This is a genomic window from Thermodesulfobacterium thermophilum DSM 1276, from assembly GCF_000421605.1.
In the GTDB taxonomy this organism is placed as follows: Bacteria; Desulfobacterota; Thermodesulfobacteria; order Thermodesulfobacteriales; family Thermodesulfobacteriaceae; genus Thermodesulfobacterium; species Thermodesulfobacterium thermophilum.
In genome coordinates this window covers 1-13,375 of sequence record NZ_ATXI01000001.1, presented here as the reverse complement: position 1 = coordinate 13,375, position 13,375 = coordinate 1, and the positions used below count along the sequence as shown (strand labels likewise).

15 protein-coding genes and 1 tRNA gene are annotated in these 13,375 nt (G+C 35.4%); 14 read left to right on the top strand and 2 right to left on the bottom strand.

The genetic code is table 11. The features are described from left to right. Nucleotide 1: 1 nt before the first annotated feature. Genes H529_RS0100085 through dprA form a run of 4 tightly spaced genes read left to right on the top strand, consistent with a single transcriptional unit; the run spans nt 2 to nt 2,592 of the window. Complete coding sequence (locus H529_RS0100085) at nt 2–340, top strand: YbaB/EbfC family nucleoid-associated protein (protein WP_022854537.1); 339 nt, start codon at nt 2–4, stop codon at nt 338–340. 5 nt (nt 341–345) lie between these two features. After that, nucleotides 346–954, top strand: coding sequence for a recombination mediator RecR (gene recR / locus H529_RS0100080; RefSeq protein ID WP_022854536.1), 609 nt, complete (start codon nt 346–348; stop codon nt 952–954). Next, nucleotides 951–1,544 carry a hypothetical protein gene (locus H529_RS0100075; protein WP_022854535.1) on the top strand — a complete coding sequence of 198 codons (594 nt, stop codon included), beginning with the start codon at nt 951–953 and terminating at the stop codon, nt 1,542–1,544. Before recR ends, H529_RS0100075 begins: the two co-directional genes overlap by 4 nt. Further along, nucleotides 1,537–2,592: a DNA-processing protein DprA gene (gene dprA, locus H529_RS09490; protein WP_022854534.1), complete on the top strand. Its 1,056-nt coding sequence runs from the start codon at nt 1,537–1,539 to the stop codon at nt 2,590–2,592. The genes H529_RS0100075 and dprA overlap by 8 nt, the downstream gene beginning before the upstream one ends. Here the strand turns inward: dprA and H529_RS0100065 are convergent. Then, nucleotides 2,582–3,847, bottom strand: a complete 1,266-nt coding sequence (locus H529_RS0100065) for a class II fructose-bisphosphate aldolase (protein WP_022854533.1) — start codon at nt 3,845–3,847, stop codon at nt 2,582–2,584. The two genes, dprA and H529_RS0100065, sit on opposite strands and share 11 nt — an antisense overlap. A 154-nt stretch (nt 3,848–4,001) precedes the next feature. On the opposite strand from H529_RS0100065, the gene H529_RS0100060 reads away from it, so the two are divergent. After that, nucleotides 4,002–4,421, top strand: a complete 420-nt coding sequence (locus H529_RS0100060; protein WP_022854532.1) for a hypothetical protein — start codon at nt 4,002–4,004, stop codon at nt 4,419–4,421. Here the strand turns inward: H529_RS0100060 and pgsA are convergent. Further along, nucleotides 4,418–5,281, bottom strand: coding sequence for a CDP-diacylglycerol--glycerol-3-phosphate 3-phosphatidyltransferase (gene pgsA, locus H529_RS0100055; RefSeq protein WP_022854531.1), 864 nt, complete (start codon nt 5,279–5,281; stop codon nt 4,418–4,420). The genes H529_RS0100060 and pgsA overlap by 4 nt on opposite strands. Before the next feature lie 162 nt (nt 5,282–5,443). On the opposite strand from pgsA, the gene H529_RS0100050 reads away from it, so the two are divergent. The 9 genes from H529_RS0100050 (at nt 5,444) to H529_RS0100010 (ending at nt 13,211) form a co-directional block, all read left to right on the top strand. Continuing rightward, a tRNA-His gene (locus H529_RS0100050) sits at nt 5,444–5,518 on the top strand. A 59-nt stretch (nt 5,519–5,577) separates the two neighbouring features. Then, a complete protein-coding gene (gene rplS / locus H529_RS0100045; RefSeq protein WP_022854530.1) occupies nt 5,578–5,943 on the top strand; it encodes a 50S ribosomal protein L19 in 366 nt (121 codons plus the stop codon). Between the two features lie 42 nt (nt 5,944–5,985). Continuing rightward, nucleotides 5,986–6,627, top strand: coding sequence for a ribonuclease HII (locus H529_RS0100040; RefSeq protein WP_022854529.1), 642 nt, complete (start codon nt 5,986–5,988; stop codon nt 6,625–6,627). Continuing rightward, nucleotides 6,624–7,007 (top strand): YraN family protein, encoded by a 384-nt coding sequence (locus tag H529_RS0100035; RefSeq protein ID WP_051132392.1) that lies wholly within the window; start codon nt 6,624–6,626, stop codon nt 7,005–7,007. Before H529_RS0100040 ends, H529_RS0100035 begins: the two co-directional genes overlap by 4 nt. Next, nucleotides 6,979–8,763 carry a DUF6178 family protein gene (locus H529_RS0100030; RefSeq protein ID WP_022854527.1) on the top strand — a complete coding sequence of 595 codons (1,785 nt, stop codon included), beginning with the start codon at nt 6,979–6,981 and terminating at the stop codon, nt 8,761–8,763. The genes H529_RS0100035 and H529_RS0100030 overlap by 29 nt, the downstream gene beginning before the upstream one ends. Before the next feature lie 14 nt (nt 8,764–8,777). Continuing rightward, entirely contained in the window at nt 8,778–10,544 is a 1,767-nt protein-coding gene (locus tag H529_RS09485; RefSeq protein WP_022854526.1) for an adenosylcobalamin-dependent ribonucleoside-diphosphate reductase, read from the top strand. An 18-nt stretch (nt 10,545–10,562) separates the two neighbouring features. Beyond that, nucleotides 10,563–11,867 carry a homoserine dehydrogenase gene (locus H529_RS0100020; RefSeq protein WP_022854525.1) on the top strand — a complete coding sequence of 435 codons (1,305 nt, stop codon included), beginning with the start codon at nt 10,563–10,565 and terminating at the stop codon, nt 11,865–11,867. A 13-nt stretch (nt 11,868–11,880) separates the two neighbouring features. Next, the gene (locus tag H529_RS0100015) at nt 11,881–12,363 is read left to right on the top strand and encodes a chemotaxis protein CheD (RefSeq protein WP_022854524.1); all 483 of its coding nucleotides are present in this window, start codon (nt 11,881–11,883) and stop codon (nt 12,361–12,363) included. Then, a complete protein-coding gene (locus H529_RS0100010) occupies nt 12,360–13,211 on the top strand; it encodes an HDOD domain-containing protein (protein WP_022854523.1) in 852 nt (283 codons plus the stop codon). The genes H529_RS0100015 and H529_RS0100010 overlap by 4 nt, the downstream gene beginning before the upstream one ends. Nucleotides 13,212–13,375 lie beyond the last annotated feature (164 nt).

Here is a 13,375-nt window from a genome sequence, read left to right as displayed (position 1 = left end):
TATGAAGCTACCACCCCAATTACAACAAATGATGAAAGAAATTCAAAAGATGCAAAAGAAACTTGAAGAGGCTCAAAAGTTACTTGAAGAAAAGACGGTTACCGTACAGGTAGGTGGAGGTATGGTAACCGTTACTGCTAACGGAAAACAAGAAATCCTTTCTATAGAAATAGAAAAAGAACTTTTAAACCCAGAAGAAAAAGAGATGTTAGAAGATTTGGTTTTAGCTGGAGTAAACGAAGCCTTAAGAAAAGCTAAAGAAATGGTAGAAGAAGAAATGGCAAAGATTACCGGTGGCTTGAAGTTACCAGGAGGTTTCAACCTTCCTGGATTATTTTAGACGTTATGTCAGTTGGTTATCCACTTACTTTAAGAAGACTTATAGAATCTCTTTCTAAAATTCCAGGGATAGGGGAAAAAAGTGCTACCCGGATTGCCTTATTTTTGTTATCAAAGCCTGAGTTTTGTGAAAACTTAGGGGATTTAATAAAAGAACTACCTTATAAGGTAAGGTTGTGTAAGTTTTGTAGAAATCTTTCTGAAGAGGAGATATGTAAAATCTGTAATGATGATACCCGAGAGGTCAAGTCTCTCTGTATCGTAGAAAATCCGGTTAATCTTTTTCACATAGAAAATACAGGTATATATAAAGGATATTATTTTGTGTTACACTATCTTCTATCCCCTAAGGATGGAATAGGTCCTAAAGAGATAGAGATAGATAAACTTCTGTCTTTGATAAAAAAAAGAGGGGTTGAAGAGGTTATTTTTGCTCTTTCTCCAACCTTAGGGGGAGAAGCCACCATAAGCTACATCCTACAAGTGCTGAAAGACTATCCTATAAAGGTTAGCAGGTTAGCCTGTGGTGTACCTATGGGTATGGATTTACAGTTTGTAGACCCTTTAACCCTTAAAAGAGCCCTACTTTCAAGGGAACTTTTGAAAGAACAATGAAAGAAGATCTTTTTTTCTGCAAAACTTTGGCCTTAGGAAGTTTAACCCAAGGTTATTTTCATAACCTCAGAGGAATACTGCAAGGGGCTTTTTTAGAACTTCAGATACTTCTGATGAAAAAAGATTCGTTATCCGCAGAAGAGTTAGCCGTAAGGTTAGAAAAGATTTTTAACCTTCTTAAAAAACTTTTGCAACGTTTAGACATAGCCTATGCAGACATAAACGATACTTCATTAGGACCATGGGACTTAAAAGCTTTGTTAGAAGAGACTTTAGGTTTTTGGGAAGCAGATTTAGTTTTCAAACATAACGTCTTAAAAGAGGTGGTAGAAGAAGAGAAAGGAGAGGTAAGCCTTCCTAATAATCTTGTAAAAGGTTTGTTTTGTGGGCTTGGTGAGCTTTTATTTTTGACCTTAAAACAAGGTAAACTTGTGATCACCATCAAAGGGAAATCTGTTAAGTTTAACTGGGATAAACCTTTAGACCCCAACTGTTTAGAACGCCTTAAAGCGTTTTTAGAAAATTTTTCCTCTTTTATAGATTTTAAGCTTTCAAGTCAAAACTTGACCTTAAGGTTTATGGATGGATAAAAAGGTCCTTTGGCTTGGTTTTTATCTTAAAGAAAAAAACGTCTTAAAAACCGTAAAATTTTTTGAGGAAAACATCCCTTTAGAGGAAATTTTAGCTTATAAAAAATACAAAGTTAAAGAGATAGAGATTTTAGGTCTTAAAGAGTTTGAAAAGGCAGAAAAATTAGGAATAAAGATCCTTTTTAGAGAGGACAAAGAGTTTCCAGAAAAAATTAAACTTATCCCTTATGCTCCTATTTTTCTTTATGTAAAGGGTAATCTTGAGAAAACAAGTCCTTCGGTTGGGGTAATCGGATCAAGGAGGCCTACTAACTATGGAAAAGAGGCAGCCTATAAGTTTTCTAAAAGGCTTGCAGAGGCAGGTGTAGTCGTGGTATCTGGTCTTGCACGGGGGATCGATACGATAGCACATAAGGTTTGTTTAGAGGTTGAGGGTAAAACGATAGCAATATTAGGCTCAGGTTTAGATGTGGTTTACCCTCCTGAAAATAAGCCTTTATTCGATAAAATTTCTGATGGATACGGGGCTGTAGTGTCAGAATTTCCTTTTGGTACCTCTCCAAGAAAGGAAAATTTCCCTATAAGAAACCGACTGATAAGTGGTTTTTCAGAGGCTATTTTGGTTGTAGAAGCCGGGAAGAAAAGCGGAACCCTTATCACCGCTAAATGGGCTTTAAATCAGGGCAAAGAAGTGTATGCTGTTCCAGGGAGTATCTTTTCTCCTCAAAGTGAAGGTACCCATTTTCTCATAAAATCAGGTGCTCAACCAGTCTTTTCTCCAGAAGAATTGTTAGAATTGTTAGGGATAGAAGAAAAGGATAGAATTCCTAACCTGTTTGATTTAAGTGAAGCTCACACAGCGCAGCAAAATCTAACCAAAGAGGAAAAAGAGGTGTTATCTTTTCTTTCATCTTATCCTATACACTTAGAGGACCTTCTTTTACAAACCGACCTTCCCGCATCTGAGGTTTTGTCCACCATCACAGAACTTGAGTTTAAGGGAATAGTCCAGGTTTTACCAGGCAATTTTATAAAACTTAAAGGTTAAACAAATTTTTTATCAGGTTTTCAGTATCTTTAAGGTTTAAACGTAAAAAGATTTTCTCTAAAAGCTTTTCCATATCTTCTAAGATGGCTTTTTTTACCCCTAAATCAAGGTCCCACCACTCTTTTTTAAAGGCCCCAAACCCTTTTTTTCTGATTTTATAGATAAACTGGACCTCTGAAAGTCCTTCTTTCCATTCCTGTTTGAAGTTGTTTTTAAGATACTGATAGATTTTTTGTCTAAACTCAGAGGGAAGGGCTGGATGATCGTAAAGCAGGTTTTGGAAGCCGGTTGCTAAGTGAACTTCTATACATTCGTTTTCTGGGAAAAGACTAAAGTATTCTTCAGGTAAGGTAGAGGCTCCATGCTGGACGGCTCCTGCAAGACCAAACTCTTCTCTGGCTATCTTAGAAAGCTCTCTTAACGTATTGAAATCAAGTTTGATTTCAGCTATTTTCCCATCAGGTAACACCACCCCACCATGGGTGGTGCCTGTCTGGACACTAATCTTAGAGATTCCCTCTCCCTTTTTTAAACTCTGATTTAACCCTTTCATAAAGGCTCTTAGTTCTTCTGGGGTGCTGTTTTTACTTCCTATCTCTCCGATTTCTCCTCCCAAGGTTACTTTAATCCCGTTAGGTTCGTTTTCTCTTACAAAGTCACAAAACTCTGCGGTTACTTCATAGTTGTATCTCTGTTGTTCAAACACATCCTCTTTTTCTAAGTCTACCAACGTTGAAGCATCTATGTCTATGTTATAGAACTGGGCTGATATAGCCTCTTTTATCAGGTTTTTAAGATTTTCTTTTTCTCTTTCAGGGTTTGCAAAGAAGGATTTTCTGTTAAGTTGAAAATGGTCTCCCTGGATAAAGATCGGCAGACGATAGTTTTCTCTAAAAGCAGCGGCTAAAATTACGGTAGCATACTCTAACGGAGGTTGTTTGGTATACCCTATTTCAGATTTGGCTATCTCAAAGATAAAAGCTCCGGCTTTAAGTCTTTTGGCTGTTCTAAAAATAGCCCTGGCTATATCATAAGTCATTCCTCGAATGTTTATGGCAGGGACAGTAAAACCAAGAAACTTTTTTGAAAATTCCCTATATAAGGGATAAATGCTATAACCACGAAACCCTAAATCATTTAGTGCTTCCTGTAAAACATTTAACCGAGATCTTTCTTCAAAAACAGCTTGATAAATTAAATGATCTATAGTCTCAGGGTTTTGTTGAAGTTGATCTAAAATTTGAGCTTTTTCCATTAACCCCCCTTCTTTTACACTTGACCCAATTTTTCTAAATCTTTACTTTTAAATTAAACATAAAAACTAATTTTTACAACCTAAAGTTGATAAGGTATACACTGTAACTAAAAATCAAAGTTGCAAAAACCATAAAGGAGAATAAAATATTTATATGAGAGAACAACCTGTAGGTAAACAACCTGTACTTTTTCAGCTGCAGACAGGCCTTTTTTTAGGTATCGTTTGTTATAATCCTCTTTTTGAAAGCATCCAGTTTGTGTTAGAAAAAAAGGATTTTTTTGAGGTAGAATGGCCTGCTTTGGTTAACTTTGATAAAACAGGGCTTTATCCTTATTTGATTGGAATCCCTACGATTACTTTACAGAGGATTCATATAGTTTGGTATACCCTTGAGATACCTAAGACTCTTTTAAGCCTTTATCAACAAGCAGTTCCTATTAAGTTTGCCGAACCTTCTTTTTCTTTCAGACCAAAAAAAGAAATCCCCAAAAAACCAGAAAAAAAAGAACCTGAAGAAAAGGTTATTCCATTTCCAGGTAAAAAAGAAGAACAAGAAGAACCAGAAAATTAGAATTTAAAAGCTTCTTTTATAATATTAAAACTTTTAATCCCTTCTTTTAAGATTAGATAAAACAACAAGAAAAGTAGTGAAAATTTTATCTTTCCCCAAAGGATAGCTTCAAGCATTCCTGCTAAGGATAACAAAAAAAATCCTAAAAGAGTAATTCGTTCTTCTTTTTTTTCTGTCTCTAATTTGTTAGCTCCTTTTAAAAATAACATTCCTATAAGGAATGGTACCACCCAGAAAAAGTTTTCTGTAAACGGAAAAGATAACAATAACAACAAAGGACAAAAAACCTCATAGAGCAGTTTATTTTGAAATTGTTTTTGAAAAATATAATCTAACTTATTAATAGTACGTAGAATATATTTTAAACCACTAAGGTAAGAAAGAAGTACTACTATCCAAACAAGTATTTCTACTAAGGTAGGGTTTAGGGCAGGATAGAGGGTTTTAGCAAATATTACCCCTACAGCTAAGGACATCTGGAAAAAAGTTTTAAATTTAGCTATCAGACTAACTTTCATGCTTTGAGGAAGTATACTTCTTAAAAAAGAGATTAGAATTTCTCTCAGCAGAAGAAAGAAGACAGGTAGAAACGGGAAATAGTCAAGTTTTACCATGATAAGATAGATGGTAGTTACAAAGATTTTATCGGCTATCGGGTCAAGGAGTGCCCCAAGTTTTGAGGTTTGGTTGTATTTTCTGGCTAAGAGGCCGTCAAAATAATCGGTTAGAGAAAGAAATAACAACAAGCCCATGGCTATAAATTTAGCGATCGATGAGTTTATAAAAAGAAGTAGGCAAGGAACAGGTAAACATACCACCCTTAACAAGGTAAGAAGGTTAGGATTTATCCTTTTGGTCATGGTTTTAATGTATTTAAATACTTGTTATGTTTTTATGATTTTTGATTATACTACAAGTTTTGATAGTTTACACTAAGAGTTTGTTGAGTTTTTAAGGTAAAGTTTGAGTTAGGCTATTGAATTTTCTATAGGGTATACTATAATATTATTCAACTATAGGTGGAGGCCGTAGCTCAATGGTAGAGCACCGGGCTGTGGCCCCGGGTGTTGCGGGTTCGAGCCCCGTCGGCCTCCCCATTTTTATGTTTAAAAAAGTAAAAAAATCAAAAAGGCACTGGAGATAAGGAGGTTATTTTATGCATCCCTTGGTAAGAGAGGTAGAAAAACGTTATTTAAAAGAAGATCTTCCTAAGTTTAATCCTGGGGATACAGTGAGGGTTCATTTTAGGTTAAAAGAAGGAGAGGAAAAAGAAAGAATCCAAGTTTTTGAAGGGATAGTGATTAGGAGAAGGGGCTCTGGAATTAACGCCACTTTTACAGTAAGAAAGGTTTCCTTTGGGGTAGGTGTGGAAAGAACTTTCCCTTTACATTCTCCAAGGATAGAAAAAATAGAAATTGTTAGGAGAGGTAAGGTAAGAAGGGCAAGGCTCTACTATCTTAGAGAACGTTTTGGTAAGGCTGCTCGTATCAAAGAAAGATTTGATAACAAAGTTATGGAATAATACAGGAAGGGGCTTAGCCCCTTCCTGTATTAGAAATTAAAGTTGAAGAAAAAGGGTTGTTTTTTCTTTTCTTATAAATCTTTAATAACTTGTTTTTCAGATTTAGAACGTCATCTAAAAGAATGTGGATATAGTCTTATAGCTGGGGTAGATGAGGCTGGAAGAGGGGCTATTGCAGGCCCTGTGTTTGCTTCAGCAGTTATCCTTCCAGAAGGTTTTGACCCTAAGGAAATAAAAGATTCCAAAAAATTAACCCCAAAAAAAAGAGAAGAGCTGTTTGATTACATCTGCTCTAACGCTTTAACCTACGCTATCGCTAAAGTAGACGTTGACGAGATAAATGCTCAAGGAATCCTCAAAGCTACCTTTAAGGCTATGTATGAGGCTTTAAAAAGGCTTAATCCTCAACCACAGGTGGTTTTAGTAGATGGGCCTTTGTTGATTCCTGAATATCGAGGAGTACAGAAAGCAGTAGTAAATGGTGATGATCTATGTGTTTGTATAGCTGCAGCCTCGATACTGGCTAAGGTGGCAAGGGATAACTATATGAAAGAGCTTGCCAAGGTTTATCCCCAATATGGTTTTGAAAAGCACAAAGGTTATGGGACTAAGCTTCATTTCAGTAAGATTAAAATTTATGGTCCTTGCGAGGTTCATAGAACTTATTATCAGTGTTTTCTATGATTAAAAAATTAATCGGCCTTTTTTCCTCAAAAGAAAAAGGAAATTTAGCCGAAAGTTTAGCAGAAAAATATCTTAGGTCCAAGGGTTTTAAGATTATAGGTAAGAATTTTCGTACTAAGCAAGGAGAGATAGATTTGATTGCGGTTAAGAAAGATTTATTGGTTTTTGTAGAAGTAAAGGCAGATTTTCAAAACTTAGGACTTATTGCAGAAGACAAGGTTGATTTAAGAAAAAAGAAAAAAATTCTTACGGTAGCTGAAGAATTTTGGGTTAAAAATTCTCAAAGTTTAAGTAAAATAAAGAATATAAGGTTTGACGTGGTAGTGATTAAAGGTTCGGAGGTTTTTCATTATGAAGATGCTTTTCAACAGGACCTATGAAGGTCTCACGTTAGAGGAGATCTTAAAAAGTCCAGACCAAGAATTAGAGAAAAAGCTTCAAGCTTTAGATTTTTATAAAGCATATGAATTAGTGCTCAGTGTCCCTTGGGAAGCTAAAGCTAAACTTATACTAAACTCTCCTTATCCAGAGGGTTTGGTAAAAAATCTACCTTATCAAGAGTTATTCCTAACCATAAAAGCTTCTTCTCTTGACTTAGCGGTAGAACTCCTTTCCTATGCTAAAGGGACTCAGATTCAGTTTATGTTCGACATAGATTGCTGGTATAAAGATCGGATCAAAACAGAAAGGGTAGCTTCTTGGATTGTATTGCTTTTTCAGGCAGGAGAAGGTAAGGTTGTAGAATGGTTGAGGGTAGCAGATTTTGATTTTTTAATAGCCATTTTCCAAAAGTTTATCAAGGTATATAAAAAACCAGATGATATGGAACTGATAGAAGCTATGGATTTTTTGCCGTATTTTACGTTAGATGATTTTTATTTTATAGAGTTTAAAAACGAAGCTTTAGAGTTTTACTTTAGAAGGATGATAGAACTTTTAAGAGAAGAAATGCCAGAAACTTATTTTGCTTTACTTGAGTCTGTAATCTGGGAGATACCGATAGAGGTAGAAGAAAGAGCTTATAGATGGAGGAATGGAAGGTTAGCTGACGAAGGAATTCCTGAATATTTTGAGGCTTTAGACGTTTATACTCCACTGCATCCTAAAAATTTAAAAAAAATTGAACCTGTTTATCTTCCTCCTTCTGAAGAGAAAGAGGAGTTTTCTCCGGTTAATATTATGGTTTATACCGGAGATGATACCTTGATGATTTTTAAGGTTTTAGAAACAATCGAAGATCCTTATCAGATAGATAGGATTAAAAAAGAGCTTGCCTGGTTGTCTAATAAGGTAATTATCGTTGATAATGTAGTGATAGACGAGATAGAACAGGTCAAAAAAAGTCTTGATAAAGTCTGGGGTAGTTTAAACTTAGGAATAGAGTATCTTTCTCAAGGGAATTTGGAGGTGGCTAAACGATTGGTAGAAGAACATTTTCTCGAAGATTTTTTTAGAATAGCTCAAACCTTACTTAAAAACCTTAGAAGGTTTGCTTTATCTATAGTTAAAAGCAAAGATTTTGACCCCTCGGTTTTGAGATATCTTGACCAACCATATAAAGGATACTTAGAAGGGGTTTGGGTAAAAAATCTTAATCAAATTAAATGTTTTCGTCCAGAAAAAATAGGTACTTTAGAAGAATATACTTTTTTTAAAAGAGTTAGTGAGTTCAATACCGTCCGTAGATACATCGAAGAGATAGGGTATATGGCTCCTGTGATAGAGAGAATGTTTGGTTCACCTCTTGGCTGGATTAGAGAGGTAAACCTTCCAGGTAGAAACTATGATGTAAACTTTTTAACCTGGAGTAGCCTTATAATCACTTCTCTTTTTTACTGGAAAGATAAAAATGAATTTATGTTTAAAGCTTTACCTAAAAGTTCTTGGACAAAGGTTATAAACGAACTTTTTTATGAAAAAGAAAATCGTTGTGAACTTAAACCAGAAATAAAAGAGATGTTGTTTGCAAGTTTTGAAAATTATGTAAAAAATCATTGGTATTACGAAAAGGAACTTTTAGACTCTTTTCTTAACTTTGTTCTGAACAAACTATCTTTAGAGTTCCAAAACATCGACCTACAAAATCCACCTGACCCTAAATATCAAACTTTGGTTCTGGTAGACCTAAACCACTAAAGATTTTGGGTTTTATGACAAAAGGCCCTATTAATTTAACCGAATCAGCCTGGCTGATCTTGAGAGAAAGATACCTTTTAAAAAAAGAGGGAGAAGTAGTAGAGACCCCCGAAGACTTTTTTCAAAGAGTAGCCAAAGCCGTGGCAGAAGGAGAGCTTAATTTTGGTGGTAACTCTCAAGTAGATTTTTATCAGGAAAAATTTTATCAGCTTATGGCTAATTTAGATTTTTTACCTAACTCTCCCACCCTTATGAATGCAGGAACTCCTTTGGGACAGCTTTCTGCCTGTTTTGTCCTTCCTGTTGAAGATTCTTTAGAATCTATTTTTGAAACCCTAAAACACGCTGCTCTTATCCATAAATCTGGTGGGGGAACAGGTTTTTCTTTTTCAAAGATCAGACCTAAAGGAGACATAGTAGCAACCACTCAAGGGATAGCCAGTGGACCTATTTCTTTTATTAAAGTGTTTGATGCCGCTACTGAGGCTATCAAGCAGGGGGGGAAAAGAAGAGGCGCTAACATGGGAATTCTCAGGGTAGACCACCCTGACATAGAAGAGTTTATAGAAATAAAGTGCAAAGACCCTGAAGCTTTAAAAAATTTTAATCTTTCGGTAGGGATAACTGATTCTTTCATGGAGGCTGTAAAAAAGGGAGATGTTTTTCCTCTGGTTAACCCAAGAAATAAGAAAGTTGAAAGATATGTAAAGGCTAAGGAACTTTTTGAAAAGATAGCCTATTGTGCCTGGGCCTCTGGAGACCCTGGGGTTTTGTTTCTTGATACCATAAACCGGTATAACCCAACCCCACATTTGGGAAAAATCGAGGCTACTAACCCTTGTGGAGAACAGCCTTTATTACCTTTTGAGTCATGTAATTTAGGATCTATAAACCTAGCAAATTTTGTTAAAGATAAAAAAATAGATTGGGAAAGACTAAAAGAGGTTGTATGGTTAGCAGTAAGGTTTTTAGACGACGTAATAGAGGTTAACAGGTTTCCTCTCCCGCAGATTGCTAAAATTACCAGGCTTACGAGAAAGATAGGATTGGGAGTGATGGGTTTTGCCGATATGCTTATCAAGTTAGAGGTTTCTTACGGAGAAAAAAGAGCGTTAGAGGTAGCAGAAGAGGTTATGAGATTTATCGAAAAAGAGTCTGTAAAGGCGTCTCATCAGTTAGCTAAAGAAAGAGGATGTTTTCCTGCTTTTTACGGTAGTTTTTGGGATAGCTTTAATTTACCTATAAGGAATGCTACCACCACTACCATCGCTCCTACAGGTAGTATCTCTTTAATAGCTGGTGTGTCTTCAGGTATAGAACCTCTTTTTGGAGTTTATTACGAAAGAAAGACTTTAGAGAATAAACTTTTAAAAGGATTTCACCCGTTGTTTTTAGAGTTTTTGTATAAAGAAGGTTATAAAGACGATGAGGTAGAAGAGATTTTATCTCAGGTAAAAAAAGTAGGCACTTTAAAACATGTAAAAATTTCAGAAAAAATTAAAAAACTTTTTGTAACTACTTATGAAATATCTCCTGAAAATCATCTTTTGGTTCAAGCCGCTTTCCAAAGGCATACCCATAATGCCGTTTCTAAAACCATAAATTTATCTCCAGAGACTACCGTTGAAGAAATAAAGGCTATTTATTTAAAGGCTTATGAGTTAGGTCTTAAAGGAGTTACCGTTTATCGTTATGGCTGTAAAAAGGAACAAGTGATATATTTAGGGGAAGACCAGGTTGAAGGATTAGGGTGTTCGGTATGTGACCTATCTTTAAGATAGATTAAGAAAGGGGGTTTTATGAAGGAGGTAAAGATAGGGCTTTTAGGTTTTGGAACGGTAGGGACAGGGGTTTATGAGTTGTTGGAAAAAAATCGCGAGGTTATCAAAGAAAGAATAGGATTAGTACCTGTGATTAAACGGATTTTAGTAAGGGACCCAAAGAAGATAAGAAGTATTTCGGTTAGTCCAGAGATTTTTACCACCTCTTTTGAAGACATATTAGAGGATCCAGAGATATCTATCGTGTGTGAGTTGATGGGAGGAATTATACCGGCTAAAGAGTATGTGCTAAAGGCTTTACAAAAGGGAAAGGAGGTAGTGACAGCAAACAAGGCTATACTTGCTGAATATGGAGACGAAATTTGGGGAGAGGCTTTAAAAAGGCAGAGGTTTTTAGGTTTTGAAGCCTCGGTAGGTGGAGGTATTCCTATCATAAAAACTCTTAGAGAGGCACTTATAGGGAATAAGATAAAATCGATAGTAGGGATAGTGAACGGAACGACTAATTATATCCTTACTAAAATGCTGGAAGAAAAGACAGATTTTAAAGAAGCCTTAAAGGAGGCTCAAAAAAAAGGCTACGCAGAGGCTGATCCCACTTTAGACATAAACGGTATGGATGCAGCCCATAAGATAGCTATTTTGGCTTCCCTTTCCTTTGGTAGTTTTATTAAAGCTTCGCAGGTTTATGTAGAAGGGATAGAGAATATAGACCTTATAGACTTAAATTTTGCTAAAAATTTTGGTTATGTTATCAAACTGTTAGCCTTTGCTATCAAACATAAAAATGACATAGAAGTAAGGGTTCATCCTACCCTTATTCCTGAAAATCATGTTTTAGCCTCTATTCGTTTAAATTACAACGCCTTTTATGTTACAGGAGATTTTGTAGGAGACGTTCTACTTTATGGGTTGGGGGCAGGTAAAGAACCTACTGCTAGTGCCGTAGTAAGTGATCTTATCACAGCCATAGAGTTTTCTTTTTTTAAAAAGAAGCCTTTTATAAAGTATCCCTTGACCTTTGATAAAAAAAGATATAAAATAAAGCCTATGGAAGAAGTAGAGTTTAAATATTATTTTCGTTTTTCTGCGGTAGATAAACCAGGGGTATTGTCTAAAATTTCTGGTGTTTTAGGTAAGTATAACATAAGTATTGCCTCTGTGGTTCAGATTGGAAGGCAAAAAAAGAAACAGGCGGTTCCTATAGTGATGCTTACTCACGAAGCTAAAGAAAGAAACGTATTAAAGGCTTTACAAGAAATAGACAGCTTAGAGGTAGTTAGCGCTCCTACCAAAAAATATCGTATCATGGATTTTACTTAAACAGGGATTAGTTATGAGAGTAAAAGTAGATATAGGTCAATATCAAATCTTTAAAGATAAACCAGTGGTTTTAACCACAGGTTTTCTTGGAAGTGGTTTGGCTATAGGAGTGGTGGACAAAACAAAAACACAAGGTGGGTTATGTTGTTTTGTTTTGCCTTATAAGGATTTAGATTTAGAAATAGAAGAAGGGGTCACAATTTTTTCTGGAGAATCTCTTATTCCTTTGTTTTTAGAAGAAATAGAACGTTCTGGGATAAACTGGAGTCACGCTAAAATTGTGGTGGCTGGAGGTAGTGTTTATCAGAATAATCCTGAATTTTTAAACCTTACAGAGGTAAATCTAAAAATAGTAAAGATGATGTTCAAAAGATATATGATACCAGAAGATCAGGTAATATTTAGGATAGGGCTTAACAGTGGTGTAAAAGTTGAGGTAGATTTAGAAGAAAAGATGGTCAAAATAAAAATTGACGGGAAAGAAGAAAAGCTATGATAGAACAAGTTTTAGAAAGAATTTTTGATAAGGTTGATAAGATTCCAACCTTTCCTAAGGTTGCTATGCAAGCTTTAGAAATTTTAAGGAAGGAAGAGGTAGATCTAAGAGAGGTAGAGAGGGTTATCAAAAGTGATCCTGGTATCGTAGCCAATTTTTTGAGGATAGTTAACTCTCCTGCTTTTGGACTACCTCAAAAAGTAGACTCCTTGTTTAAAGCCTTGATGCTGCTTGGGGTTAACCAGATTAAGTTTATTATTGTGGCTTCTGTAGCTAAAAACTATTTTGAAAAAAGTCTGATAGGTTATGGATTAAGTTCTGAAGATGTTTGGTTGCATTCTTTAGGTTGTGGTTTTATCGCAGAGGAAATAGCTTTAGATATAGGTTTTTCGATAAATAAGATAGAGGCAGTTTATGTAGCTTCGGTGTTACACGATATAGGAAAGATCGTATTAGATCTTTACACTAAACTTGAATTAAATAAGTTCATGAAAACCTTTGAAGAAAATACAAAACAAGACTTTATTCAAGTAGAGTGGTTAGTGCTTGGAGTAGATCATGGTTTGGTTGGAGCTACCCTTTTACAACGATGGGGATTCCCTGAAAACATCTGTTTTGCCATAAGAGCGCATCATGACCCTGACCTTATGTTACAAAGTGATGTGGCAGCTATAGTTGCTCTTTCAAATATGTTAATCAATATGTTAGGGATAGGCGGGGGAGTAGATGTTTTTAAATATAAGGTTCCTCCTCAACTTTTAGGTTTTCTTGATATAAAACAGGAAAGATTATTAAAATACATGAAAACAGGTTTATACAAGAGTTTAGTTTTTAAAAAAGAATTTTAGGATTTAGATAAAAAACCCTTGACAAAAAAATAAAAGTTGAATACTTTATACAAATTAAAAATTAAAGGGAGGAGGTAAGAGAGATGAGGAAGGTAGTATCTTTCATGTTAAGTTTGGCTTTAGCTGGTGTGATTGGATTAGCAGGATGTCAGCAGAAGAAGGAA